Annotated in this window: 27 protein-coding genes; 10 read left to right on the top strand and 17 right to left on the bottom strand. The window is 72.3% G+C overall.

All coding sequences use genetic code 11. The features are described from left to right. Nucleotides 1-38: 38 nt before the first annotated feature. The 3 genes from OG247_RS27975 to OG247_RS27965 all read right to left on the bottom strand — a co-directional run bounded on the left by OG247_RS27975 (nt 39) and on the right by OG247_RS27965 (nt 2,427). The gene (locus OG247_RS27975; RefSeq protein ID WP_327254813.1) at nt 39-905 is read right to left on the bottom strand and encodes a PHP domain-containing protein; all 867 of its coding nucleotides are present in this window, start codon (nt 903-905) and stop codon (nt 39-41) included. 216 nt (nt 906-1,121) lie between these two features. Beyond that, nucleotides 1,122-1,763: a DUF6758 family protein gene (locus OG247_RS27970; protein WP_327254812.1), complete on the bottom strand. Its 642-nt coding sequence runs from the start codon at nt 1,761-1,763 to the stop codon at nt 1,122-1,124. 79 nt (nt 1,764-1,842) lie between these two features. After that, on the bottom strand, nt 1,843-2,427 hold the full coding sequence (locus OG247_RS27965) for a suppressor of fused domain protein (protein WP_327254811.1): 585 nt from the start codon (nt 2,425-2,427) through the stop codon (nt 1,843-1,845). 417 nt (nt 2,428-2,844) lie between these two features. Between OG247_RS27965 and OG247_RS27960 the strand changes: the two genes are divergently transcribed. After that, nucleotides 2,845-3,969 (top strand): magnesium and cobalt transport protein CorA, encoded by a 1,125-nt coding sequence (locus OG247_RS27960; RefSeq protein WP_327254810.1) that lies wholly within the window; start codon nt 2,845-2,847, stop codon nt 3,967-3,969. Between the two features lie 31 nt (nt 3,970-4,000). Continuing rightward, nucleotides 4,001-4,516, top strand: a complete 516-nt coding sequence (locus OG247_RS27955) for a hypothetical protein (protein ID WP_327254809.1) — start codon at nt 4,001-4,003, stop codon at nt 4,514-4,516. Between the two features lie 31 nt (nt 4,517-4,547). On the opposite strand, the gene OG247_RS27950 is transcribed toward OG247_RS27955, so the two are convergent. Further along, nucleotides 4,548-5,342 carry a hypothetical protein gene (locus tag OG247_RS27950; protein WP_327254808.1) on the bottom strand — a complete coding sequence of 265 codons (795 nt, stop codon included), beginning with the start codon at nt 5,340-5,342 and terminating at the stop codon, nt 4,548-4,550. Nucleotides 5,343-5,598: 256 nt separating this feature from the next. Here OG247_RS27950 and OG247_RS27945 point away from each other — a divergent pair, with 256 nt between their 5' ends. From OG247_RS27945 to OG247_RS27935, 3 genes are all read left to right on the top strand, one after another. Beyond that, nucleotides 5,599-6,906, top strand: a complete 1,308-nt coding sequence (locus OG247_RS27945) for a magnesium transporter MgtE N-terminal domain-containing protein (protein WP_327254807.1) — start codon at nt 5,599-5,601, stop codon at nt 6,904-6,906. Between the two features lie 181 nt (nt 6,907-7,087). Further along, the gene (locus OG247_RS27940; protein ID WP_327257654.1) at nt 7,088-7,594 is read left to right on the top strand and encodes a DUF1003 domain-containing protein; all 507 of its coding nucleotides are present in this window, start codon (nt 7,088-7,090) and stop codon (nt 7,592-7,594) included. A gap of 42 nt (nt 7,595-7,636) precedes the next feature. Continuing rightward, nucleotides 7,637-8,806 carry an Mrp/NBP35 family ATP-binding protein gene (locus OG247_RS27935; protein WP_442813426.1) on the top strand — a complete coding sequence of 390 codons (1,170 nt, stop codon included), beginning with the start codon at nt 7,637-7,639 and terminating at the stop codon, nt 8,804-8,806. A 99-nt stretch (nt 8,807-8,905) separates the two neighbouring features. Here the strand turns inward: OG247_RS27935 and OG247_RS27930 are convergent, their stop codons facing one another. The 5 genes from OG247_RS27930 to sigE all read right to left on the bottom strand — a co-directional run bounded on the left by OG247_RS27930 (nt 8,906) and on the right by sigE (nt 13,499). Beyond that, a complete protein-coding gene (locus OG247_RS27930) occupies nt 8,906-9,610 on the bottom strand; it encodes a hypothetical protein (protein WP_327254806.1) in 705 nt (234 codons plus the stop codon). Nucleotides 9,611-9,744: 134 nt separating this feature from the next. Next, nucleotides 9,745-10,194 (bottom strand): sec-independent translocase, encoded by a 450-nt coding sequence (locus tag OG247_RS27925; protein ID WP_327257652.1) that lies wholly within the window; start codon nt 10,192-10,194, stop codon nt 9,745-9,747. Nucleotides 10,195-10,312: 118 nt separating this feature from the next. Then, nucleotides 10,313-11,758 (bottom strand): S1C family serine protease, encoded by a 1,446-nt coding sequence (locus OG247_RS27920; RefSeq protein ID WP_327254805.1) that lies wholly within the window; start codon nt 11,756-11,758, stop codon nt 10,313-10,315. 263 nt (nt 11,759-12,021) lie between these two features. Continuing rightward, nucleotides 12,022-12,723: an anti-sigma factor family protein gene (locus OG247_RS44890; protein ID WP_442813425.1), complete on the bottom strand. Its 702-nt coding sequence runs from the start codon at nt 12,721-12,723 to the stop codon at nt 12,022-12,024. Then, nucleotides 12,720-13,499, bottom strand: coding sequence for an RNA polymerase sigma factor SigE (gene sigE / locus OG247_RS27910; RefSeq protein WP_243335949.1), 780 nt, complete (start codon nt 13,497-13,499; stop codon nt 12,720-12,722). Before sigE ends, OG247_RS44890 begins: the two co-directional genes overlap by 4 nt. Nucleotides 13,500-13,642: 143 nt before the next feature. Between sigE and OG247_RS27905 the strand changes: the two genes are divergently transcribed. Next, nucleotides 13,643-14,305 carry an O-methyltransferase gene (locus OG247_RS27905; protein WP_250741749.1) on the top strand — a complete coding sequence of 221 codons (663 nt, stop codon included), beginning with the start codon at nt 13,643-13,645 and terminating at the stop codon, nt 14,303-14,305. A 30-nt stretch (nt 14,306-14,335) separates the two neighbouring features. Here the strand turns inward: OG247_RS27905 and OG247_RS27900 are convergent, their stop codons facing one another. Then, nucleotides 14,336-14,953, bottom strand: a complete 618-nt coding sequence (locus tag OG247_RS27900; RefSeq protein ID WP_327254804.1) for a hypothetical protein — start codon at nt 14,951-14,953, stop codon at nt 14,336-14,338. Nucleotides 14,954-15,102: 149 nt separating this feature from the next. Further along, complete coding sequence (locus tag OG247_RS27895; protein ID WP_003966491.1) at nt 15,103-15,270, bottom strand: DUF3117 domain-containing protein; 168 nt, start codon at nt 15,268-15,270, stop codon at nt 15,103-15,105. 331 nt (nt 15,271-15,601) lie between these two features. On the opposite strand from OG247_RS27895, the gene OG247_RS27890 reads away from it, so the two are divergent. After that, entirely contained in the window at nt 15,602-16,405 is an 804-nt protein-coding gene (locus tag OG247_RS27890) for an enoyl-CoA hydratase/isomerase family protein (RefSeq protein ID WP_327254803.1), read from the top strand. A gap of 120 nt (nt 16,406-16,525) precedes the next feature. On the opposite strand, the gene OG247_RS27885 is transcribed toward OG247_RS27890, so the two are convergent. Together OG247_RS27885 and OG247_RS27880 are read right to left on the bottom strand one after the other, a co-directional pair. Then, a complete protein-coding gene (locus tag OG247_RS27885; RefSeq protein ID WP_327254802.1) occupies nt 16,526-17,101 on the bottom strand; it encodes a DNA-3-methyladenine glycosylase I in 576 nt (191 codons plus the stop codon). Next, nucleotides 17,098-17,469, bottom strand: a complete 372-nt coding sequence (locus tag OG247_RS27880; protein WP_327254801.1) for a DivIVA domain-containing protein — start codon at nt 17,467-17,469, stop codon at nt 17,098-17,100. Before OG247_RS27880 ends, OG247_RS27885 begins: the two co-directional genes overlap by 4 nt. A 76-nt stretch (nt 17,470-17,545) precedes the next feature. Between OG247_RS27880 and folP the strand changes: the two genes are divergently transcribed. Next, nucleotides 17,546-18,406 (top strand): dihydropteroate synthase, encoded by an 861-nt coding sequence (gene folP / locus OG247_RS27875; RefSeq protein WP_327254800.1) that lies wholly within the window; start codon nt 17,546-17,548, stop codon nt 18,404-18,406. 18 nt (nt 18,407-18,424) lie between these two features. On the opposite strand, the gene OG247_RS27870 is transcribed toward folP, so the two are convergent. Next, entirely contained in the window at nt 18,425-19,183 is a 759-nt protein-coding gene (locus tag OG247_RS27870) for a TIGR00730 family Rossman fold protein (protein WP_327254799.1), read from the bottom strand. Between the two features lie 64 nt (nt 19,184-19,247). Beyond that, complete coding sequence (gene dapE / locus OG247_RS27865; RefSeq protein ID WP_327254798.1) at nt 19,248-20,327, bottom strand: succinyl-diaminopimelate desuccinylase; 1,080 nt, start codon at nt 20,325-20,327, stop codon at nt 19,248-19,250. 87 nt (nt 20,328-20,414) lie between these two features. Between dapE and OG247_RS27860 the strand changes: the two genes are divergently transcribed. Then, nucleotides 20,415-21,425, top strand: a complete 1,011-nt coding sequence (locus OG247_RS27860; RefSeq protein WP_327254797.1) for a hypothetical protein — start codon at nt 20,415-20,417, stop codon at nt 21,423-21,425. A gap of 228 nt (nt 21,426-21,653) precedes the next feature. After that, entirely contained in the window at nt 21,654-22,004 is a 351-nt protein-coding gene (locus OG247_RS27855) for an ATP-binding protein (RefSeq protein WP_327254796.1), read from the top strand. 94 nt (nt 22,005-22,098) lie between these two features. Here the strand turns inward: OG247_RS27855 and dapC are convergent, their stop codons facing one another. Together dapC and fdxA are read right to left on the bottom strand one after the other, a co-directional pair. Further along, nucleotides 22,099-23,199 (bottom strand): succinyldiaminopimelate transaminase, encoded by a 1,101-nt coding sequence (dapC, locus tag OG247_RS27850; protein ID WP_327254795.1) that lies wholly within the window; start codon nt 23,197-23,199, stop codon nt 22,099-22,101. Between the two features lie 122 nt (nt 23,200-23,321). Beyond that, nucleotides 23,322-23,651: a ferredoxin gene (fdxA, locus tag OG247_RS27845; protein WP_030868357.1), complete on the bottom strand. Its 330-nt coding sequence runs from the start codon at nt 23,649-23,651 to the stop codon at nt 23,322-23,324. Nucleotides 23,652-23,765 lie beyond the last annotated feature (114 nt).

Here is a 23,765-nt window from a genome sequence, read left to right as displayed (position 1 = left end):
AAAAAAAGGGGGGAGGGCGGGAGGGGCGGCGGCAGCGGTCAGCCGCGTACGCGTCCACCGGCGCCGGGGACCGGGAACGCCCCGGTGGCACGGCGGGTGATCTCGCCGTAGATCTCGGGGTCGGTCGTGTACTCGCCGAGCCGACAGGTCTTGCGGCTGCCGTGGTAATCGCTGGATCCGGTGGTCAGCAGACCGAGGTCGCCGGCCAGGCCGCGCAGGCGCGCGCGGGTGGGCTCGTCGTGGTCCATGTGGTCGACCTCGATGCCGTCGAGACCGGCCGAGGCGAGGGCGGCTATCGCGCTCTCGGGCACGCAGGTGCCGCGCTTGACGGCGGCGGGGTGGGCGAAGACGGTGACCCCGCCGGCCGCCTTGACCAGGCGGATCGCATCGAAGGGGTCGAGCTCGTGCTTCTCGGCGTACGCGCGGCCGCCGTCGGCGAGCCAGTCCGCGGTGAACGCGTCCGACACGGTGCGCACGACGCCCAGCTCGACGAGCGCGGCGGCGATGTGCGGGCGCCCCACGGATCCCTCACCGGCGATCCGGGCCACCTGCTCCCAGGTGATGTCCACCCCGAGGCCCCGCAGCTTGCCGATCATGGCCTGCGCGCGGGGGGTGCGGTCGTCGCGCACGAGCTCCCGCTCACGGAAGAGCTCGGGCTCCTCGGGGTCGAAGAGGTACGCCAGCATGTGCATGCCGATGCCGTCGAGACGGCAGCTCAGCTCGGCGCCGGTGACCAGGGTCAGCCCCTGGGGCAGCGCGGCGATGGCCTCGCGGTACCCGGCGACGGTGTCGTGGTCGGTCAGCGCCACCACGTCGAGCCCCGCACCGGCGGCATTGCGCACCAGCTCGGCGGGGGTGTCCGTACCGTCCGAGGCCGTGGAGTGGGCGTGCAGATCGATGCGCACAGCCGGACTCCAGGGTTCACACGCGGACGGGGGACACTCCAGGATACCGTCCGCTTTTCCCGGTACGGGCCCCACCGGACCGGCCGCGCCGAGGGCCGCCTGCCCTGCCGCACCGGGGGCCACCGGGCCAACCCCGTCCCGGACCGCCGGACGGAGTCCGGCGCAGCACCGCGAAGCCGGTGAGGCCCGCCAGGGCCGAGCCGTGCGAGCGGCGCGTCAAGAGGACAAAATGCGGGGGCTCAGGGCGCCGCAGGGCAGCAGCTCCACCTCGGATCCCGCGTCGCGCAGGTCGGTCAGGACCAGTTCGTCGTACATCAGCAGGCCCGACTGCTCCGGCCAGACGATCGCCCACAGCCACAGCCCGCGCGCCTCGCCTGCGAAGACGGCCCGGTCCTCGGGGACGCCGGTGACGTGCCAGAGGGGTGTCGGGCGCCCGGCGGCGACCACCTTGGCGTGCGGCGGAGCGGAGACGTTCATGTAGCGGCCGGGGTCGGGGGCGTCGAGACCGGCGAACCGCGCGCCCAGGCCGACGCCCAGCTCCTCGGCGATCAGCAGCAGCTCGCCGATGCCGCCGAGCGGGCCGGGACCCGAGCAGGCCACGGCGGTGGCCCGGCCGCCGCTGCGGTCGTCACCGGCCGAGGCGACTCCGGTGAACAGCCAGCCGACGGGCAGCGGCCAGGGCATCCACACCGGTACCTGCGCCCGGTTCACCACCACGCCCAGACCTTCGACGCTCGGCGGGATCACGGGCTGCAGGGGATGGACGGTGCCGTGCACCGCACACTGCCAGGAGTCGGCGAAAAGACCGGGCGCCCTGACCCGGCCACCACACTTCGGGCAACTCGGTTCGCCCCTCATAAGAAGCCACGCTCCTCCCCGCCGCGCGCCCCGTCAAGACGCGCTCACCCGTCCGGGCGGCCGGGCGGCGGCCGGATGCTCAGTCCAGTGCGACTGCCGTACGCAGAGGGTCCCGCAGATCGGTGCCGCGCGCGAGCCAGCGTTCCTGCAGGGCGGCGGCGCCGTGGACCCTCTTCCACGCCGCCTCGTTCGCCGTCATCGGGAGGAGCGGGAAGAAGGAGACGGGGTCCATGGGGTCGTCAAGGGCGAGGTCCTCCACCAGACCGCCGGGCTCCGCCACGAGGACGGAGGTGAACGGCGCCCCGTCCCAGAGGGGTTCGCCCACGTCCAGCGAGGCGCCGGGCGTCACGACGAGTCCTTCCACCTGGGGCGAGGCCGCCAGTACGGCCAGCGGCCGCAGCAGCTTGTCGGTGGGCGCGAGCCCGCCCCGTACGGTCAGGACGAGCTCCGCCCGCGGGCCGCGGACCGGGTCGGAGACCACCGCCGTCGGATCGGTCATGGGCTGGGCGGACATGCCGAGGGTCGCGTACCGCACGAGCTCGCCCTCGGTGAAGCGGAGGACTTCGAAACGGTCGGTGCCCAGGAAGGTGACGGCGGCGCGGGCATCGGGTTCGCCGAGGGCGGCGCGCAGCCGGGCTTCCACAAGGGCCAGAATTTCTGCCATGGACCGAGCATAGAACTCGTATCAGCCGGGTAAAGAGCGGCTCTTGACCATCCGTCGGCTGATATCGTTGACCGCTGGTCGGGGACGCTCTCAGAAGAGAAGTTTCAGTGCCCCGGCGACAGGACGTCCCCTACGGGGGACCGGCCGGAGGAGGTGGGGCTGCGGTGCATCGAAGTCGATCGCACAGTACGTGCGGTACCTCTCGCTCTTCCACTTCGCCGACGGGCGCGCCGCGCCCCCTTTGATCCGCGCGTCTTTGAATCGACACGTCGGATCGGTCGAAGAGCGACGGAAGAACTGTGTCCTCCCGTCCTGATCCTTCCGCCTGCCCGCCCGGACTGCCGACCGGGTGAGCGTGCCGTCCGGAAGGACCTCCCACCCGTACGGTCCGCAGCCGTGCGCGCGAAGGAGCCTGCCATGTCGATGCTGCCCTACCTCCGTGCCGCCGTCCGCCCCGCGCTGCGCAGGTCCACCCCGGCCCAGCCCGGATACGACACCACCCGCGACCCGTCCGCGAACAGCGCGGTGGTCGACTGCGCCGTCTACCGCGACGGGCGGCGCGACGTGCGTGCGCGGGGGGCCTCCTGCCTGACGCCCCGTGAGGCGCTGCGCGAGGTCCGCGAGGACGGCGGTTTCGCGTGGATCGGTCTGCACGAACCGACGGAGGCCGAGTTCGCGGGGATCGCCGCCGTGTTCGGGCTGCACCCGCTCGCCGTGGAGGACGCGGTGCACGCGCACCAGCGGCCGAAGCTGGAGCGCTACGACGACACCCTCTTCACCGTCTTCAAGACGATCCACTACGTCGAGCACGCCGAACTCACCGCCACCAGCGAGGTGGTGGAGACCGGCGAGGTGATGTGCTTCACCGGCCCCGACTTCGTCATCACCGTCCGGCACGGCGGCCACGGCTCCCTCAAGGGCCTGCGGCACCGCCTCCAGGACGACCCGGCGCTCCTCGCCAAGGGGCCGTCCGCCGTCCTGCACTCCCTCGCCGACCACGTGGTCGACGGGTACATCGCTGTCGCCGCGGCCGTGCAGGACGACATCGACGAGGTGGAGAGCGAGGTCTTCGCCGCCCCCGCCAAGGGCGCCGCGCGCGGCGGCGACGCGGGCCGCATCTACCAGCTCAAGCGCGAGGTGCTGGAGTTCAAGCGGGCCGTCTCCCCGCTGCTGCGTCCCATGGAGCTGCTCAGCGAGCGCCCGATGCGGCTGGTGGAGCCCGACATCCAAAAGTACTTCCGCGACGTCGCCGACCACCTGGCCCGCGTGCACGAGCAGGTCGTCGGCTTCGACGAGCTGCTGAACTCCATCCTCCAGGCCAACCTGGCGCAGGCGACCGTCGCGCAGAACGAGGACATGCGCAAGATCACCTCCTGGGCGGCGATCATCGCCGTGCCCACGATGATCTGCGGGGTGTACGGGATGAACTTCGAGCACATGCCGGAGCTCCAGTGGCGCTACGGCTACCCGATGGTGATGGCCGCCATCGCCGGGACCTGCTTCACCATCCACCGGGCCCTGCGCCGCCACGGCTGGCTGTGAGCGTGCGGGAGGCGCTGGCTACCCTGTGCGCATGACTCTCAGCGCGCTCGATCTGGCCCTCGTCGAGGAGGCCACCAAGAAGTCCGGCCTCATCTGGGTCCGCGGCTCCGGGGCCGACCGCGGCCTGTGGCACGCCTGGGTGGACGGCGCGGCGCACGTGCTCGGCGACGGGCCCGGGGAGCAGCCGTTCCCGGGGCTCTCGGACGGGGCGGCGGCCGAGGTGACCGTGCGCAGCAAGGACAAGGGCGGCCGGCTCGTCGCGTGGACGGCGACCGTACGCGAGCTCGTGCCCGGCAGCGAGCCGTGGGAGGCCGCGGTGGCCGAGCTCAAGGGCAAGCGGCTCAACGCGCCCGACTCCGCCGAGATGACCGAGCGCTGGGCGCGGGAGTGCCGGCTGCTGCGCCTGGAGCCGGAGGCGGTCCGGGCCGCCCTCCCCGAGGGTTCGCTGGCGGCGGCTCCGCTGGGCTCCCCGGCGACGACCCGCCGGCCCATCCCGGCCGGGCTGCCGAAGCTGCTGCTGAAGCGGAAGAAGAAGGCGACCCGCTAGGGCTGGCGGCCCGCCGGGGATCTACGCCGGCTTAGCCCTGCGGGTTCGCGCCCTGGCCGGAGCCCTGCCCCGAGCCCTGGCCGGTGCCGCCCGCCTGCTCCTTGGTCGTGGGCAGTTCGGAACCGTAGTCCACCGTCTGGTCCGGCTCGGGCGCGGTCAGCTCGACCGGCGCGCCCCATTCCGCGAGGGTCACCCGGCCGGCGCCGCCCGCGCGTTCCATGAGGAGCGGGTAGGGGGTGCCCTCCAGGGAGACCGTCAGCTTGCCGCCCTTGCCCTTGTCCGCCGAGACCTGGACCGCCCGGGTGGGCCCGACCTTGGTGTAGTCCTCGCCCTTGGTGAGCTTCCCGTCGAGCCCGAGCAGCCCGTCGAGCATGACCTGCATGTCGGTGAAACCGCGGAACTGCTTGTACGAGGGGTCGCCCTCGGGCACCTTCACGAACTTGTCGCCGAGCTTGCCGGCCGCCTCGGACTGCCCCCAGAACGCGGCGCCCGCCTTGAGGTAGAGCTGCTCCCCGACCCGCAGCAGCTGGAAGGTGGTGTCGTCCTGGGACTTCACCTCGCCGGAGCCGCCGTCCGCCCCGAGCCGCATGTCCAGTGTGAAGGACTTGCCGCCGCTGACGAGCGTGCCGGAGAGGTGGACCGACTGGGCCCCGGTGACGGCCGTCTTCGCCTTGTCCTCGATCTGGTCGGCGGACAGTTTGCCGACCCCGTTCGTCCCCTCGTCGGGGTCCGCCCCGCACCCCGTGCCGACGACGGCCAGGCCCGCGCAGAGGGCACTGACGAAGGCGGCCCGGCGCAGCCGCGGGGCGGGGAAATAGGCGGTCACGGGCAGGTGCCCCTCTCGTTGCGTCGGCGAGCAGCTGGCAGCGTACCCGCCCGTACGCGGCCCTCCGCGCGGCGCCCGTGCGCAGCTCGTGGGGACGCGCGTACGGAGGCCGCGGGGGCGCCGCGCGGACGCCGTGGGGACGCCGGGGGGATGCCCGGGCGGACGGCCCCACCAGGAGGTTGCGTGCGGTACGGGCTAACCTGAGGGCGGCAGTACCGGTGATCGACGGATGACGCAGCTCGTAGGAGGCGCTCGGATGGCGGCAGGCGCCCCACGGATCTTCGTCTCGCATCTGTCGGGTGTGCCCGTCTTCGACCCCAACGGCGACCAGGTGGGCCGGGTACGCGACCTCGTCGCGATGCTGCGCGTGGGCGGGCGGCCGCCCCGGCTGCTCGGTCTGGTGGTCGAGGTCGTCAGCCGTCGGCGGATCTTCCTGCCCATGACCCGGGTGACGGGCGTCGAGTCCGGCCAGGTGATCACCACCGGCGTGGTCAACATGCGGCGCTTCGAGCAGCGTCCCACCGAGCGGCTGATCCTCGGCGAACTGCTGGACCGGCGGGTGCGCCTGGTCGCGGACGACGAGGAGGTCACCGTCCTGGACGTGGCCATCCAGCAGCTGCCGGCCCGCCGCGACTGGGAGATCGACCGGATCTTCGTACGGAAGGGCAAGTCGGGCGCGCTGCGGCGGCGCGGCGAGACCCTGACCGTGGAGTGGTCGGCGGTGACCGGCTTCTCGCTGGAGGAGCACGGGCAGGGCGCCGAGAACCTGGTCGCCACCTTCGAGCAGATGCGCCCCGCGGACGTGGCGAACGTCCTGCACCACCTGACGCCGAAGCGGCGTGCCGAGGTGGCGAGCGCACTGGACGACGACCGGCTCGCGGACGTCATGGAGGAACTGCCCGAGGACGAGCAGGTGGAGATCCTCGGGAAGCTGAAGGAGGAGCGCGCGGCCGACGTCCTGGAGGCGATGGACCCGGACGACGCGGCCGACCTGCTCTCGGAGCTGCCGGAGGACGACAAGGAGCGGCTGCTGACGCTGATGCGGCCGGACGACGCCGCCGACGTGCGGCGCCTGCTGTCGTACGAGGAGAACACCGCGGGCGGTCTGATGACCACGGAGCCGATCGTGCTGCGGCCCGACGCTACGGTCGCCGACGCGCTGGCCCGCGTACGGCAGTCGGACCTGTCGCCGGCGCTGGCGGCGCAGGTGTACGTGTGCCGGCCGCCGGACGAGACCCCCACGGGCAAGTACCTGGGCACGGTGCACTTCCAGCGGCTGCTGCGCGATCCGCCGTTCACCCTGGTCAGCTCGATCGTGGACACGGGGCTGGCGCCGCTGCGGCCGGACGCCTCGCTGCCGGTGGTGACCAGCTACCTGGCCGCGTACAACATGGTCGCGGTCCCGGTCGTCGACGAGAGCGGCTCGCTGCTGGGTGCGGTCACCGTCGACGACGTACTGGACCACCTGCTGCCGGACGACTGGCGGGAGACGGACTTCCACTCGGAGGGCCCCGGGGGTCCCGAGGATTCCGAGCGTGCGGAAGGGGCCCTCCGTGGGAACTGAGCGGGGGCGCGGCGAGCAGCCGCGCGAGCGGCGCAAGGAGCAGATCCGGGAACGGCGCGAGCAGGCGCGGGCGCAGGCCCGCGAGTACGGGTTGGCGGAGGCGGCCGCGGAGCGGGCGGAACGTTCCTCTTTCGAGCGCGGCGAGCGGGCGAAGGCCGGCCAGGCGACGGGATCGAGCGCGCTGTCGCGCTCGCGCACCCGCCTCGACCTGCCGCGCCCGGCCCGCCGGAGGCTGCTGCCCGAGTACGACCCGGAAGCCTTCGGGCGGCTCTCGGAGCGGGTCGCGCGGTTCCTCGGCACGGGCCGGTTCATCGTCTGGATGACCGTCGTCATCATCATCTGGGTGCTCTGGAACATCTTTGCGCCCCAGAGCGTGCGCTTCGACCAGTACCCCTTCATCTTCCTGACCCTGATGCTGTCGCTCCAGGCCTCCTACGCGGCCCCGCTGATCCTGCTGGCGCAGAACCGCCAGGACGACCGGGACCGGGTCAACCTGGAGCAGGACCGCAAGCAGAACGAACGCTCGCTGGCCGACACCGAGTACCTGACCCGGGAGATCGCGGCGCTGCGGATGGGCCTGGGAGAGGTCGCCACGCGCGACTGGATCCGGTCCGAGTTCCAGGATCTGATCAAGGAGATGGACGAACGGCGGCTATTCCCGCTCGAGAGTGACGAAGGCGACCGCTAGCGGGCTTTCCTGAGGCCCGCCACCGCGCCGTACCATCGGGGCATGGCTACCGACACAAGCTCCGCCGACGCCGCCGCCGTGCCCGAGCAGGACGCGATCCTGGACGCGCTGGCAACGGTGAACGACCCCGAGATCCACCGGCCCATCACCGAGCTGGGCATGGTCAAATCGGTGGAGATCGGTGACGGCGGCGAGGTCGCCGTCACCGTGTTCCTGACCGTGTCGGGCTGCCCCATGCGCGAGACCATCACCAACCTGGTCACCGAGGCCGTGCAGGGCGTCCCCGGCGTGACCTCGGTCGCCGTCACCCTGGACGTGATGAGCGACGAGCAGCGCAAGGACCTCGCGGCGACCCTGCGCGGCGGCACCGCCGAGCGCGAGGTCCCCTTCGCCCAGCCCGGCTCGCTGACCCGCGTCTACGCGGTCGCCTCCGGAAAGGGCGGCGTCGGCAAGTCCTCGGTCACCGTGAACCTCGCGGCGGCGATGGCGGCCGACGGCCTGAAGGTCGGCGTCGTCGACGCCGACATCTACGGCCACAGCGTGCCGCGCATGCTCGGTGTGGAGGGCCGCCCCACCCAGGTCGAGAACATGATCATGCCGCCGTCGGCGCACGGCGTGAAGGTCATCTCCATCGGCATGTTCACCCCGGGCAACGCGCCCGTGGTGTGGCGCGGTCCCATGCTGCACCGGGCCCTCCAGCAGTTCCTGGCCGACGTGTACTGGGGCGACCTGGACGTCCTGCTGCTCGACCTGCCGCCGGGCACGGGCGACATCGCGATCTCCGTGGCCCAGCTCGTGCCGAACGCCGAGATCCTCGTCGTGACCACCCCGCAGCAGGCGGCGGCCGAGGTCGCGGAGCGGGCCGGCTCGATCGCCGTGCAGACCCACCAGAAGATCGTCGGCGTCGTGGAGAACATGTCCGGGCTGCCCTGCCCGCACTGCGACGAGATGGTCGACGTGTTCGGCTCCGGCGGTGGCCAGAAGGTCGCCGACGGCCTGACCAAGACGATCGGCGCGAACGTGCCGGTGCTGGGCTCGATCCCGATCGACGTCCGCCTGCGCGAGGGCGGCGACGACGGCACCCCGGTCGTCCTGTCCGACCCCGACTCCCCCGCCGGCGCGGCCCTGCGCGCCATCGCGGGCAAGCTCGGCGGCCGCGCCCGCGGCCTGGCCGGCATGTCCCTGGGGATCACCCCGCGCAACAAGTTCTGACGCACGCGCGCAAAGGGGGCTCAGCGAGGGAATTCCCTCGCTGAGCCCCCTTTGCGTGTCCTGCTCTTGTGTCCCGCTCTCGTGTCCCGCTCTTGTTTCCTACTCGTACGCCGCCAGGTCCCCGATCACCGAGAAGCCGAGCCCGTACGCGCTCATCCCGCGCCCGTACGCACCCAAGTGCACCCCGCTCCCGGTCGATCCGGCGAGGACCCACCCGAACTCCGACTCGCGGTAGTGGAACGGCGTCGGCTCCCCGTCCACCGGCAGCGACAGCGTCGACCAGTCCGGCCCCGCGAGGTCGTCGGCGAGTTCCCACGCGGCCTCGGTCTGCTGGTCGAGCCAGTCGTCGCGCAGGCTGTGGTCCATCTGCCCCGGCCAGCTGTAGGCCAGCAGCCCCGAGCCGGCCAGCCAGGCCGCCGAGGAGACCGAGGTGGCCTCCAGGACGCCGGTGCCGTCGGCGGTGCGCCGCAGCGGGTTGCTGGCCACGGTCACGACCACCGCGAAGCGCTCCTTCTCCCCGGTGGCGATCTCGCCGCGGGCGGAGGGCTCGTCCCCGTGACCGGTCGAGCCGTGTTCCACGCTGCCGTCGGCGCCTGCGGCGACCTGCATCAGCCAGCGGGGGCCGGTGAAGGCACCGTCCAGCCCGTACCAGGGGAAGTCGGCCCGCAGGTACCCCTCGGCCGCCCGGCGGGCGGCAGGGACGGGCGGGGCGGCCGCGTCCGGGGACTGCGGAGGGTCCTGGGGTGCGGGCGTCTGTGCCTCGGCGGGCTGTGTGCCTACCCGGCTACTGCTCGTCGTCTCCATCTGAGCGGCCTCTCGTTCCGTGGGATCCGGAACGGCCCACCCCCCTCGGGCGTCCTGGGTCCGGACTCAAAGGAGGATAGCCATCCGACCGCGGTTCACCGGGCAGGCAGGCGCGCGCGTGGTCCCGGGTGGCGTCAGGTCGCGTCGGCGTCGAAGCGCGTGAGCTGCTCCTGCGCCGGGGTCGCGGGCTTCTTGACCATGTCCGGTCCGGCGCCCGGCGTGGCGGCCGGGAGGGCTCCGCCGGCGGCCGCGGCCGCTTCGGATTCCTTGCCGTTGACCGCGTCGGTGACGTCGTTCAGTTCCTTGCGGAGATCGAAGCTGCTCCGGATCTCCTTCAGGTCCTCGTTCTCGGTCAGCTGCTTGCGGATGAAGTTCTTCGGGTTCAGGTCCTCGAACTCGAAGTCCTTGAATTCCGGGCCGAGCTCGGAGCGGATGTCCTGCTTCGCGCTGTCGGAGAACGCGCGGATCTTCCGGATGACGCCCGTGACGTCCTGGATGACCTTGGGCAGCTTGTCCGGGCCGAAGATGAGAATGGCGAGCACCACGATCGTGACCAGCTCGAGTGCGCCTATGTCGTTGAACACCTTGCCCCGCTCCTCGGCTCTCTTCACGTCAGGCCTGTCACACGGTACCCGGCCCGGTCCGCAGGCCAATACATCAGGACCGGCTGATTACCGGACGGATTCGGCTTTCACCCGCCCGTCACGATCCGTTCGCCGAGCCGAGGACCACTTCCAGCGTGCGCTCCCGGCCCTCGCGCAGCACGGTGAGGGTGAGCCGGTCGCCCGGCCGGTGGGCGCGGATCTTGATCACGAGCTCGTCGCCGCCGTGCACCCGTACCCCGTCCACCTTGGTGATCACATCGCCCGGCCTGATCCCCGCGCGGGCCCCGGGCCCGCCCGCGGTGACGGTCGGCTTCCCGTCCTCGCCCTTCTTCTCCCCCACCCGGGCCCCGTCTCCGGGGTAGTCCATGTCCAGGGTGACGCCGATGACGGGGTGGGTGGCGCGGCCGGTGCGCATCAGCTCCTCCGCGACGCGCTTGCCCTGGTTCACCGGGATGGCGAAGCCGAGGCCGATGCTGCCGCGCTGCTGTCCGGAGCTGTCCCCGCCGTCGCCCCCGCGGATGGCGCTGTTGATGCCGATGACCTGGGCCTTGGCGTCGAGGAGGGGTCCGCCGGAGTTGCCGGGGTTGATGGGGGCGTCGGTCTGCAGGGCATCGACGTAGCTGACGTCGCTGCCGTCGCCCTTGTCGCCGCCTGCGGTGATGGGGCGGCCGGTGGCGCTGATGATGCCGGCGGTGACGGTGTTGGACAGGTCGAAGGGGGCCCCGATGGCCACGACGGGGTCGCCGACCTCGACGTTCTCGGAGTTGCCGAGCGCGAGCGGCCGCAGGCCCCGTACCCCGTCGACCTTGACGACGGCCAGGTCGTATCCGGTGTCGCCGCCGACCAGCTCGGCGGCCACGCTCTCACCGGTGCTGAAGGTGACCGTTATGCTCCGGGCCCCGTTGACCACGTGGTTGTTCGTGAGGATGTGGCCCTGCCCGTCGAGGACGAAGCCGGTGCCGGTCGAACTGTTCTCCGCGCCGTTGACGTGCAGGGTGACCACGCCGGGCAGCGCGGTGGCGGCGATCCCGGCGACGCTGTCGGGAGCACGGCCGCGGTCGGCCTTGGCCGCCTGCGGGAGTTCGAGGCGGGTGCCGGCCTGCCGCTCGGCGAGGACGCCGGCGTAGCCGCCGATGCCCCCGGCCAGGAGCGCGGTCCCCAGAGCGAGGACGATGCCCTGACGCAGCCGGATCCGGCGGGACCCCGCCCGGCCGCGGTCCACCGCCTGGAGCGGCCGCGCACCCCACGGGTCGTACCGCGGCTCCGTGCCCGTGTCCGTATCCGTGTCCGGCACGGTCCGCGGGGTCGGTACGGATCCCTCGTGCGCGCCGACGGGATCCGCGGGCCGGCTCCACCACCGGGGCACCGGGGCGGGGGCCGGCGCGGCCACCGGATCCGGGTCCGGATCCGCGGGCGACTCGGCCCGTGGGGCCGGTACGGATGCCTCGTGCGCGCCGACGGGATCCGCGGGCCGGCTCCACCACCGGGGCAGGAGGCCGGGAACCGGATCCGCCGCCGGATCGGTCTGCTGACTGTCGGACATGGGTGCTCCCCGCCTGCCTGTCGCTCTCCGCCGGCCGCCCGGGGCGGCGTATCTGGCGGAGATTCAACCAGGTCGCCCGTGCCGCCCGCCCCGGCGGGCCGGACAGGCGGGACGGCGACAGGACCGAGACAGGACTGACAGGCGGGCCGGCCCAAGATCCGAAGGAGACGGCCTGGACGGCCCGGGGCCCGTCCGCTAGGGCCTGTCGTCAAACTCCCGTAGTCGCCCGAAGGGCGAGGCAGACGGGAGTTTGACGACAGGCCCTAGCGGTACAGGGACACCGGGCGCGCGGAGCCGGCCGGGCGGGAGGGCGTCGGGGAGGCAGCGAGGGGCGTGACCGAGCGGAGCGTCGGCACGGCGCCCGGCTTCGGCAGCCGGTTCTCCCGGACCACCGCATCGGCCACCGGGACCACGGGTCCCGTGCGCGCGGCCGGAGCCTCGCCCCGGGCATTGGGCTCGACCGCTTCCATCGGCAGCGAGCCGCCGAGCGCGATCGCGGCGAGCGACACCGCTCCCGCGGCCACGAACGCGAAGCGGCGCCGCTGCCGGCCCACCTCGTGTATCCGGAAGCCCTGTTGCTGCGGCGCGGCGGCGGCCGCGGGCGACGCGTAGCCGAAGGTCGCGAAGGGGTCGGCTCCCGCCGGCGGGCCGAAGGGGCCGGAAGGCCCTGACGGGCCCTCGGAGCCGCTTCCCGGCAGCCCCTGCAACCGCGCCAGCAGCCCGGCCGACAGCGGAGGCGGCGCGCTCTCCACGAACATGGTCTTCAGGCGCCGCTGCGCATCGGCCTCGGCCTTGCACTTGGGACACGTCGCCAGGTGCGCCAGCACCCGCTCGCGCGCGTCGTGGCCCAACTCCCCGTCCACGAGGGCGGCGAGCCGGTCGCCCAAATGCTGTTCGACAGAGGAAGCCTGTTCGGCGGAGGAAGCCTGCTCGGCAGGCGACGGGGACGGACTGATCCCGCTCACTCGGCTCCGCCCTCTCCCCCGGCGCCGGGGGCGCCCACGGCCACACCGGCCAGCGCGCGCTGCTCGGCACGGGCCTCGGGAGACCGGTGCTTGAGCGCCTTGCGCAGGTGCGAACGGCCCCGGTGGATACGGCTGCGCACGGTGCCGAGCTTGACGCCGAGCGTGGCGGCGATCTCCTCGTACGACAGGCCTTCGATGTCGCAGAGCACCACGGCCGCGCGGAACTCGGGCGCGAGGGTGTCCAGCGCCTGCTGCACGTCCGCGTCGAAGTGGGTGTCGTGCAGCACCTGCTGCGGGGAGGGCTCCCGGCTCGGCAGCCGCTCGGCGGCGTCGTCGGCGAGGGCGTCGAAGCGGATGCGCTGCTTGCGGCGGACCATGTCCAGGAAGAGGTTCGTGGTGATCCGGTGCAGCCAGCCCTCGAAGGTGCCGGGCGTGTACGTGGACAGCGAGCGGAAGACGCGGACGAAGACTTCCTGCGTCAGGTCCTCGGCGTCGTGCTGGTTGCCCGTCAGCCTGTAGGCGAGACGGTAGACCCGCGCACTGTGCGTGCTGACGATCTCCTCCCACGAGGGAGGGGTCCACGCCTGGGAGCCCGCATCGGCGGCGAAGGTCGCGGTGGTTGCGGTGTCTACGGTGCGGAAACGGTCAGCAATGTTGGTCACGGATTTCGGCTCACCGGCCGACCAGAAGAGGCGTCGGAGGACACCCCCACGATCCACAGGCGCAGCCGCACCTCCCCTGTCGGCTCTGGTGGTGTCCAGCGGAATCCCTACCATAGCCACCCCTCCCGTCAGCTCTGGATAAGCTTTTTTGCAGTAACTTTGCACGGGTCCTGGGCCCCGGGCCGCTCTTGCGTCTCTACTGCTCTCAACGCCCGGTCCCATCTGCGGGTTCCCGACTCCAGCGGATACAGTCACCGTTGCGCCAACTATGGGGACAGGAGAGGGTCATTACCGGCAACCGGCAGACGAGCTGGGCGTTCGCCGACGCGTTTGTCGCCGAAGACGACGCTCTGCGATGGGCCCGAGACCGGTCCAGGGAAGCGGGACTCCGTTCCGTATCCCCCGGCACCGGGGCCGCGCTGCGCCTGCTCGCCGCCACCGCGGACGCGAAGGCGGTCGCCGAGATCGGCACCGGAACCGGCGTGTCCGGCATCCACCTCCTGCACGGAATGCGTGCCGACGGGGTCCTGACCACGGTGGATCCCGAAGCGGACCGGCAGGCCTTCGCCCGCCAGGCCTTCCGCGCCGCCGGCTTCGCGGGCAACCGCGCCCGCTTCATCCCCGGCCGCGCCCTGGACGTACTGCCCCGGCTGGCCGACGGCGGGTACGACCTCGTCTTCTGCGACGGCGACCCCTCCGAGTCCCTCGACTACCTCGCTGAATCGTTGCGCCTGCTCCGCCCCGGCGGCCTGGTCTGCTTCGAGGGGGTCTTCTCCGACGGCCGTACGGTCGACTCCGCGGCCCAGCCGGTCGAGGTGCTCCGGGTCCGTGAGCTGCTGCGCACCGTCCGCGAGACCCCGGCCCTGGAGGCCGCCCTGCTTCCGGTGGGCGACGGCCTGCTGTGCGCGGTCCGCCGCTGAGTCCACGCGGGTCACCGCACGGCGCGAAGGTCAGCGCAGCAGTGCGAAGGTCAGCGCGGCCGTACCGCCCAGCACGCTTCCGGCGAGGAGCTGCGGGATCGTGTGCGCCTTCAGGACCAGCCGGGACCATCCCATGCCGGCGGCGACCAGCACCGCGGGGAGCAGCGCCGGGCCGAAGACCAGCAGCAGGATCATCACGGTGCCGCCGGCCACCGACATGTGGATGGATATCTGCCAGCCGGCCGTCACCAGCAGCGACGAGACGAGGCCGACGAGCATCGCGACGACGAGCGCGAGGACGTCGGCCGGGGCGCCGAGCACGCGCAGGAGGGTGATCCCGGCGACGACCGAGACCAGGCTGAGCCCCATCGGGACGACCCGCTGGCGCCGCACCCGGATGTGCTGGTCGGTCAGCGCCCCGCGCCGGACCCCGAGCAGGACGATGCCGATCGGGACCACTCCGCAGAACAGGGCACCGAGCAGACCCCAGCCGAGACCGGACCACGACCCGGTGCTGTGCCAGCCGATCAGCAGGAGCTGGGCCACCACCAGGTGCGCCGGCGCCAGCACCTCCGTGAGGACCCGGGCCGCCTTCTGGCGGGGCGTGCAGTCGGCGAAGGCGGGCGGAGCGGGCGGGGAGAAGGTCACGGCGCGGCTCCGGCGATCACGGTCTGGGGTTTGGGTCGGCCCGGGACCGGGTCCCGGGGACACAACACTGCCCCGACCGCAGATCGCGGCCGGGGCAGTGCAGAGAATGCAGCGAAAGTACTGTCAGTTATCCCTGGTGGACCTGGGGATCAGCCGACGACCTTCTTCAGGGCGTCACCCAGGGCGTCCGCCTCGTCCGGAGTCAGCTCGACGACGAGCCGACCGCCGCCCTCGAGCGGTACGCGCATGACGATGCCCCGCCCCTCCTTGGTGACCTCGAGCGGGCCGTCGCCCGTCCGCGGCTTCATGGCCGCCATGCTCGTTCCCCTTCCTGAAACCAGTTCATCGTCAGCCGACGGCTCCATTCAGGCGCCTAGTACCCGGCATCGAACACATTGCTTCCAGGCCATTATCCCGCATGTCAGGACCCGATGACCAACATCGGCTGGGAACGCTTGTGCAACGCGCTTGACCAAAACCACTCATTTCGGGGACACGCCTGCGATACTTCGCCGCCGCGCCACGCGTATGCCCTTCCGTTTATTTGACGCACATCACATGTCCGACCCCGGTCCGGTCCGCCATGCTGACCTTTGCACCGGCCGGTACCGGCCGGTAGCCAGCCCGCGACGAAGGGGGACCCCCGCCATGGCCGACAGCGTGCTCTACGAAGTGACCGACGGACTCGCGACCATCACGATCAACCGTCCCGAGGCCATGAACGCCATGAACACCGAGGCCAAGGTCGCCCTGCGCGACGCGGCCCGGGCGGCGGCCGCGGATCCGGCGGTACGGGCGGTCCTGCTCACCGCGGCCGGCAACCGGGCGTTCTGCGTGGGCCAGGACCTCAAGGAACACGTCGGGTTCCTCGCGGCCGACCGCGAGCACGGCTCCTCGCTGACGATGAACACCGTCGCGGAGCACTACAACCCGATCGTCCGGGCGCTGACGGAGATGCCCAAGCCGGTGGTCGCGGGCGTGAACGGCGTCGCGGCGGGCGCGGGCTTCGGCTTCGCCCTGGCGGCGGACTTCCGCGTGGTCGCGGACACCGCCTCCTTCAACACCTCCTTCGCGGGAGTCGCCCTGACGGCCGACTCGGGCGTCTCGTGGACGCTGCCCCGCCTGATCGGCGGCTCGCGCGCCTCCGACCTGCTGCTCTTCCCGCGGTCCGTGAAGGCCCAGGAGGCACTGGAACTCGGCATCGCGAACCGCGTCGTCCCCTCGGAGGAGCTGGCGGCCGAGGCGCTGGCCGTGGCCCGGCGGCTGGCCGAGGGCCCGACGGTCGCCTACGCCGCGCTGAAGGAGTCCCTGGCGTACGGGGCCTCCCGGTCGCTCTCCGACGCCCTGGACCGCGAGGACGTCCTCCAGGCCCGGGCAGGGGCCTCCGAGGACCACGGCATCGCCGTCGAGGCCTTCCTCGCGAAGCGAGCTCCCCGCTACCTGGGCCGCTAGCGGCTCCGCCGGGCGGGTACGGGCACCGCTGCGCGGGTGCGGTTGCCGCTGCGCGGGGCGAGGTCCCCGACCCGCCCTTCCACCGTTCCCCGGGGCGGAGCCCGCACCCGCGCAGCCGGGTCAGGGCAGGTCGCGGGCCACGCAGCGGGCCAGGTGGTCGTTGACCAGGCCGCAGGCCTGCATCAGGGCGTAGGCCGTCGTGGGGCCCACGAAGCGGATGCCCGCCTTCTTCAGGGCCTTGGCCAGGGCCGTGGACTCCGGGGTCGCCGCCGGAATCTCGGTGGTGCTCTTCGGAGCCCGCCCGGGCGCCGGGGCGTGGGACCAGATCAGGGCGTCGAGTTCCCCCGCCTCCCACCCGGCCAGGGTCTTGGCGTTGGCGAGGGTCGCCTCGATCTTGGCCCGGTTCCGGATGATCCCCTCGTCGGCGAGGAGCCGTTCCACGTCCGCCGCCCCGAACTCCGCCACCTGGGCGATCTCGAAGCCCGCGAAGGCGTTGCGGAACCCCTCGCGGCGGCGCAGGATCGTCAGCCAGGACAGCCCCGACTGGAAGGCCTCCAGGCACAGCCGCTCGTACAGCGCGTCGTCTCCGTGGACCGGACGGCCCCACTCCGTGTCGTGGTACGCGACGTAGTCCTCGGTGGCCAGCCCCCAGGGGCACCGCAGACCCCCGTCGGGACCGGCGAGCACTCCGCTCACTTCTCGGCGCCCTTGGTCAGGTCCACGGAGCCGTCGGCGGAACCGGAAGCAGGCACGGAAGCGGGCGCGGAAGCGGGCGCGGCCGCAGCAGTCAGCTCGGCGATCCGCGCGTCGCGCTCCGCCAGCTCCGCCGCCAGCCGCTCCAGTACGTCGTCCACGTCGGCCATCCGGTAGCCCCGCGGGGCCACGGGCAGACGCAGTTCGTCGATGTCCGCCCGTACGACGGGACGGTTCTCCGGCAGGGCGTCGGACAGCCGGTCGGGCTCGGCCTCCGGCAGCACGGCCTCGGACCCTCCGCCGGCCACCGCGAGGGTGACTCCGGCGACGACCACGACCAGCGCGATGAGCAAGAACGCGAACACGATCAACTCCCCTGAGAGACTCCGGCCACCAGGTTAAGGTCGCTGGCGAGGCGCAAGGGTCGCCGAAGGAGGAAAGAGCAGGATGCTGCGACTGGGCAGGCGCGAGTTCGACGACCACGAGCCGGTGATCATGGCCATCGTGAACCGGACCCCTGACTCCTTCTACGACCAGGGAGCGACCTTCCGCGACGAGCCGGCCCTGGACCGGGTCGAGCAGGCGGTGGCCGAGGGTGCCGCGATCATCGACATCGGCGGGGTGAAGGCCGGTCCCGGCGAGCACGTGGACGCGGCGGAGGAGGCCCGGCGCACGGTGGGCTTCGTCGCCGAGGTCCGCCGCCGCCACCCCGACGTGGTGATCAGCGTCGACACCTGGCGGCACGAGGTCGGCGAGGCGGTCTGCGAGGCCGGGGCCGATCTGCTGAACGACGCGTGGGGCGGGGTGGACCCGAAGCTCGCGGAGGTCGCCGCGCGCCACGGCGCGGGCATCGTCTGCACCCACGCGGGCGGGGTCGAGCCGCGGACCCGGCCGCACCGGACGGAGTACGAGGACGTGATGGCCGACATCCTGCGCGTCACGGTCGGTCTGGCCGAGCGCGCGGCGGCCCTGGGCGTCCCCCGCGAGTCGATCATGATCGACCCGGGCCACGACTTCGGGAAGAACACCCGCCACTCCCTGGAGGCCACCCGCCGCCTCTCGGAGATGGCGGAGACGGGCTGGCCGGTCCTGGTCTCCCTCTCCAACAAGGACTTCGTCGGCGAGACCCTCGACAAGCCCGTGAAGGAACGCCTCCTGGGCACCCTGGCCACGACGGCCGTCTCGGCCTGGCTGGGCGCCCAGGTCTACCGCGTCCACGAAGTCGCGGAAACCAAGCAGATCCTCGACATGGTCCGCTCCATCCAGGGCCACCGTCCCCCGGCGGTCGCCCGCCGGGGGCTGGCGTAACAGCCCGCGCGGCGGGTCCTACCTGCCGACTTCCTTCGTCACGAGCGCGATCGCCTCGTCCACGTCGTCGGTGACGTGGAACAGGTAGAGGTCCTTCTCCGAGGCCTTGCCCTGGGCGATGACCGTGCCCTTCAGCCAGTCGATGAGCCCGCTCCAGTACGCCGTGCCGAACAGCACGATCGGGAAGCGGGTGATCTTCTGCGTCTGGACCAGGGTCAGGGCCTCGAAGAGCTCGTCGAGGGTGCCGAGGCCGCCCGGCAGGACCACGAAGCCCTGGCTGTACTTCACGAACATCGTCTTGCGGACGAAGAAGTAGCGGAAGTTCAGCCCGAGGTCGACGTGCTGGTTGAGCCCCTGCTCGAAGGGGAGCTCGATGCCCAGGCCCACCGAGATGCCGTTGGCCTCCCGCGCGCCCTTGTTGGCCGCCTCCATCGCGCCCGGGCCGCCGCCGGTGATCACCGCGAAGCCGGCCTCCACGAGCGCGCCGCCGATCCGCACGCCCGCCTCGTACTCCGGCGAACCCACCGGTGTCCGCGCGGAGCCGAACACGCTGATCGCGGGCGGCAGCTCCGCCAGGGTGCCGAAGCCCTCGATGAACTCCGACTGGATGCGCAGGACCCGCCACGGATCGGTGTGCACCCACTCGGAGGGCCCGGCCGAATCCAGCAGCCGCTGGTCCGTCGTACTGCCGGCCTGCACCTGGCCCCGCCTCCTCAGCACCGGCCCGAGCTGCTGCTCCTCGGGCCGACGACGAGCGGACCCTTCAGGGTTGCCCATGATGTGCTCCCTCCTGCTGATCGTTGGATCAGGTTAGGCGCACAAAGGTGACGAGAAGCGGAATTCAGGAGGTCAGCCAGGCGCGGAGTCGTTCCTCGCAGTGGAGGATCGCCTTCGTTTCCACCCGCTCGTCGGCCTTGTGGGCCAGCAGGGCGTCGCCCGGGCCGTAGTTGACCGCCGGGACGCCCAGGGCGCTGAAGCGGGAGACGTCCGTCCAGCCGAACTTCGGCATGGCGTGTCCTCCGACGGCCTCCATGAAGGCCGCGGCGGCCGGGTGGGAGAGGCCGGGGAGGGCGCCGGGCGACAGGTCGTCGATCACGAACTCGTCGATGTCACAGTCCGCGAAGACCTCGCGGACGTGGGCGATGGCCTCGTCCGTGGTCCGGTCGGGGGCGAAGCGGAAGTTGACCGTGACCGTGCACGCGTGCGGGATGACGTTGTTGGCGACGCCGCCGTCGATGCGGACCGCGTTGAGGCCCTCGTGGTACTCCAGGCCGTCGATCACGGGCTTGCGGGGCTCGTACGCCGCCAGCTTGGCCAGGATCGGGCTCGCCGCGTGGATGGCGTTGGAGCCCATCCAGCTGCGCGCGGAGTGGGCGCGCTCGCCGGCCGTGCGGAGCAGGACGCGCAGGGTGCCCTGGCAGCCGCCCTCGACCTCGGCGTTGGAGGGTTCGAGGAGGACGGCGAAGTCGCCGGTCAGCCAGTCGGGGTGGGCTTCGGCGACCTTGCCGAGGCCGTTGAGGTCGGCGGCGACCTCTTCCTGGTCGTAGAAGACGAAGGTGAGGTCGCGGTTGGGCTCGGGGACCGTGGCGGCGATGCGCAGTTGTACGGCGACGCCCGACTTCATGTCGGTGGTGCCGCATCCCCACAGGACGTCGTTCTCGTCGAGGCGGGAGGGCACGTTGTCGGCGATCGGCACGGTGTCGAGGTGCCCGGCGAGTACGACGCGTTCGGGGCGGCCCAGGTGCGTGCGCGCGACCACGTTGTTGCCGAAGCGGTCCACGGTCAGGTGCGGGAGGCCGCGCAAGGCGTGTTCCACGAGGTCGGCGAGTACCTTCTCGTCGCCGCTCACGGAGGGGATGTCGACGAGCCGGGCGGTCAGCTCGGCGGCGTCCAGGGTGAGGTCCAGCTCGGATTCGGACATGGAGCTGACCCTAACGCCCCGGGCTGCGGCGAAGCCTTGTCCGTCCGGCCGATGGACGCGTCATATGGCTCAAGTACGGTGGGCGGCGTGCCGCAGACCGATCTCCCCCGCCCTCGCCGCCGCCGTCGCCCGATCCGTTGGGCCGCGGGCTTCCTGGTGCTGGCGGCGGTGGCCGGGTACTTCGTCGTGCAGCGCGAGTCGAACGACAACGGCGGTGTGCCCTACTGCACGGCTTCGGCCGACGGGAAGAGCGTCGCGAAGGGCTCCGGCCAGTTCGACGAGATCTCCCCCGAGCAGGCCTCGAACGCGGCGACGATAGCCGCGGTCGGGGTTTCCAAGGGGATGCCCGACCGGGCCGTGACCATCGCGCTGGCGACCGCCATGCAGGAGTCGGCCCTGCGCAACCTCGATCACGGCGACCGCGATTCGCTGGGCCTGTTCCAGCAGCGGCCCTCGCAGGGCTGGGGCACCCCGGACCAGATCATGGACCCCGTGTACTCGGCCGGGATCTTCTACGACCGGCTGGCCGAGATCAAGGGGTACTCGCGGCTCCCGCTGACGGTGGCGGCGCAGAGGGTGCAGCTGAGCGGTTTCCCGCAGGCCTACGCGAAGCACGAGCCGGAGGCCACCGTGCTGACCTCGGCCTTCACCGGCGGTGGCCACCTGACCTGCATCGGGCCCGCGCCCGCCCGGTCCGGCGATCCTGCGAAGGTCCGGGCGGAACTGACCCGGCTGCTCGGCAAGAACCCCCTGTACACGCTGCCCGCGGACGCGGGCGATCCGGGCGATCCGGGCGATCCGGCGTCCGGTAAGGGTGCCGGGGAGGGCGCGGGGGCGCCCGCCGAGTCCGAGGTGACCCTGGTGGCGAAGCCCGGCGGCGGGGACCGGGCGGCGCGGACCGGTCAGGTGCTCGCGCAGTGGGCGGTGGCCGGCTCCCGCGAGCTGGGGATCACGCGGGTCTCGTACGACGGCGAGTCCTGGGTCGCGGGCCAGGACGGCGACCGGTGGCGGGAGCGGGGCGCGGCGGGCGCCGGGAACGGCGCCGGGGATGCCGGCGCCGCGGGTCCGGGCCGGGTACGGATCTTCCTGCACGGCTGAGTCGCCGGTGGACGGGCGTACGACCCGTCCCCCGTACGGGGGTGACCCGTACGGCGGACACGAGGCTCCCGCCGGGCGGAAAACCGCAGGTCGGCGCCCGTTCCGAGCGGTCGGCGCGGAAGCCGATTAAACGATCCGTTACTGATCCTTTACCCACCGGCTCCGCAACTCGCGCCCCCCTCCGAGCGGTTGTCACGGCGTACTCAGCCGCTACCGCTTAGGAGCAACATGTCCCTCCCCCTGACCCGTCGGATCGCCCGTGCCGCGCTGCTCCTCGCAGCCGGGGCAGCGCCCGTGGTCGGTGCGGCCGGCGCGGCCAGCGCCGCGGGCCTGGAGTCCGTGCCGCAGCTGGGCGCGCTCACCGCGCCGGACGCGACGGTCGCCGCCGCGGGCGACACCGCCACCGAGGCCGTGCCGGACGCCTCCACCCTGCCGGCGGCCGCGCCCACCGACGAGGTGGCCGGCGCCGCCGGCAGCCTGCTGGCCGGGCTGCCGCTCGCCGGCGGCGGACTGCCGGGCGGCGGACTGCCGGGCGGCCTGCCCGGCGGTCTCCCGGGCGGGCTGCCCGGCCTCGGCTAGCAGCCGCCGCCACGAAACGCCGAGGGGCCCGGGAGCACGAACTCCCGGGCCCCTCGGGCTGTCCGCGCATCCCTCGCGAGCGCGGGCGGACCGGCTACGGCGCCAGCCGCTTGGCCGCCGCCCCGACGCGTTCGTCCGTGGCCGTGAAGGCCACGCGGACGAAGTGCGCGCCCGCCTCGCCGTAGAAGTCGCCGGGGGCGACCAGGATGCCGAGCTCGGCCAGGTGGGCGACCGTGTCCCAGCAGGGCTCGTCCCGGGTCACCCACAGGTACAGGCTGGCCTCGCTGTGCTCGACGCGGAAGCCGTGCGCCTGAAGGGCCGTGCGCAGCACCTCGCGGCGGGCCGCGTAGCGCACCCGCTGCTCCTCGACGTGTGCGTCGTCGCCCAGGGCCGCCACCGTGGCCGCCTGTACGGGGGCCGGGGTCATCATGCCGCCGTGCTTGCGGATCTGGAGCAGCTCGCCCAGGACTTCGGCGTCACCGGCGATGAAGGCCGCCCGGTAGCCGGCCAGGTTGGACCGCTTGGAGAGCGAGTGGACGGCGACGATGCCCTCGTACGAGCCCCCGCAGACCTCGTCGTGCAGGACTGAGACGGGCTCGGCCTCCCAGCACAGTTCGAGGTAGCACTCGTCGCTGAAGATGAGGATTCCGTGCTCGCGCGCCCAGGCCACGATCCGTACGAGCTCCTCCTTGGGGAGGACCTTGCCGGTGGGGTTGGACGGGGAGTTGAGCCAGAGCAGCTTCACGCGGGCCGGGTCGAGATCGGTGGTGGGGTCGTCGTAGACCACCGGCTCGGCGCCGCACAGCCGCGCGCCGACCTCGTACGTCGGGTAGGCGAGCCGGGGGTACGCGACCTGGTCCCCGGCGCCGAGGCCCAGCTGGGTGGGCAGCCAGGCCACCAGTTCCTTGGAGCCGACGACGGGCAGGACGTTGCGGTGTCCGGCGGCGCTCGCGCCGAGGCGGCCGCGCACCCAGCCGGTGATCGCGTCGCGCAGGGCGGGGGTGCCCCACACCGTGGGGTAGCCCGGGGAGTCCGCGGCCTCGATCAGGGCGCGCTGGATGAGCTCCGGCACCGGGTCGACCGGGGTGCCGACGGAGAGGTCTACGATCCCGTCCGGGTGGGCCGACGCCGTCGCCTTGTACGGCTCCAGCTTGTCCCAGGGGAAGACGGGGAGACGGGCTGAGACTGCGGCCACGTTGCGTGCTCGCTTTCCGGGTGTTCCGTGCTTTCCAGGATTTTCTTCGTCAAAACACCTCGGTCCCGTGCGGCTGCGAGCCGTACGGGACCGAGGGACACGCGTGGGGCGGTACCGGACCGTCAGTGGCTCGGGTTGATGTCCGCCGGAAGCGCTGCGATGAAGGGGTGGTCGCGCTCGATCAGGCCGAGCTTGGAAGCACCACCGGGCGAACCGAGCTCGTCGAAGAACTCGACGTTCGCCTTGTAGTAGTCCTTCCACTCCTCCGGAGTGTCGTCCTCGTAGAAGATGGCCTCGACCGGGCAGACCGGCTCACACGCACCACAGTCGACGCACTCGTCCGGGTGGATGTACAAGGACCGCTGGCCCTCGTAGATGCAGTCGACGGGGCACTCTTCGATGCATGCCTTGTCCTTGACGTCGACACAAGGCTCCGCGATGACGTAGGTCACGCTCTCGTTCCTCCTCATAAGGGCTTTCCATATCGCGCGGGAGCGCGGCGTCGTCGATGCCCGCCTCTAGTATCTCCGTTCCCGGGCACGATCCGAACAGGAGGGGCGGACAGA

It is taken from the genome of Streptomyces sp. NBC_01244 (assembly GCF_035987325.1).
GTDB lineage: Bacteria > Actinomycetota > Actinomycetes > Streptomycetales > Streptomycetaceae > Streptomyces.
Note: the sequence above shows the minus strand (reverse complement) of the source record. Positions and strands in the feature narration are given on the sequence as shown.

Bases quoted from the DNA above. Each gene is read 5' to 3' on its own strand.
- OG247_RS27970 (WP_327254812.1), bottom strand. From the start codon at position 1,763: ATGAGGGGCGAACCGAGTTGCCCGAAGTGTGGTGGCCGGGTCAGGGCG.
- OG247_RS27965 (WP_327254811.1), bottom strand. From the start codon at position 2,427: ATGGCAGAAATTCTGGCCCTTGTGGAAGCCCGGCTGCGCGCCGCCCTC.
- OG247_RS27960 (WP_327254810.1), top strand. From the start codon at position 2,845: ATGTCGATGCTGCCCTACCTCCGTGCCGCCGTCCGCCCCGCGCTGCGC.
- OG247_RS27955 (WP_327254809.1), top strand. From the start codon at position 4,001: ATGACTCTCAGCGCGCTCGATCTGGCCCTCGTCGAGGAGGCCACCAAG.
- OG247_RS27945 (WP_327254807.1), top strand. From the start codon at position 5,599: ATGGCGGCAGGCGCCCCACGGATCTTCGTCTCGCATCTGTCGGGTGTG.
- OG247_RS27935 (WP_442813426.1), top strand. From the start codon at position 7,637: ATGGCTACCGACACAAGCTCCGCCGACGCCGCCGCCGTGCCCGAGCAG.
- OG247_RS27930 (WP_327254806.1), bottom strand. From the start codon at position 9,610: ATGGAGACGACGAGCAGTAGCCGGGTAGGCACACAGCCCGCCGAGGCA.
- OG247_RS27920 (WP_327254805.1), bottom strand. From the start codon at position 11,758: ATGTCCGACAGTCAGCAGACCGATCCGGCGGCGGATCCGGTTCCCGGC.
- sigE (WP_243335949.1), bottom strand. From the start codon at position 13,499: ATGGTAGGGATTCCGCTGGACACCACCAGAGCCGACAGGGGAGGTGCG.
- OG247_RS27895 (WP_003966491.1), bottom strand. From the start codon at position 15,270: ATGGCGGCCATGAAGCCGCGGACGGGCGACGGCCCGCTCGAGGTCACC.
- OG247_RS27890 (WP_327254803.1), top strand. From the start codon at position 15,602: ATGGCCGACAGCGTGCTCTACGAAGTGACCGACGGACTCGCGACCATC.
- folP (WP_327254800.1), top strand. From the start codon at position 17,546: ATGCTGCGACTGGGCAGGCGCGAGTTCGACGACCACGAGCCGGTGATC.
- OG247_RS27870 (WP_327254799.1), bottom strand. From the start codon at position 19,183: ATGGGCAACCCTGAAGGGTCCGCTCGTCGTCGGCCCGAGGAGCAGCAG.
- dapE (WP_327254798.1), bottom strand. From the start codon at position 20,327: ATGTCCGAATCCGAGCTGGACCTCACCCTGGACGCCGCCGAGCTGACC.
- OG247_RS27855 (WP_327254796.1), top strand. From the start codon at position 21,654: ATGTCCCTCCCCCTGACCCGTCGGATCGCCCGTGCCGCGCTGCTCCTC.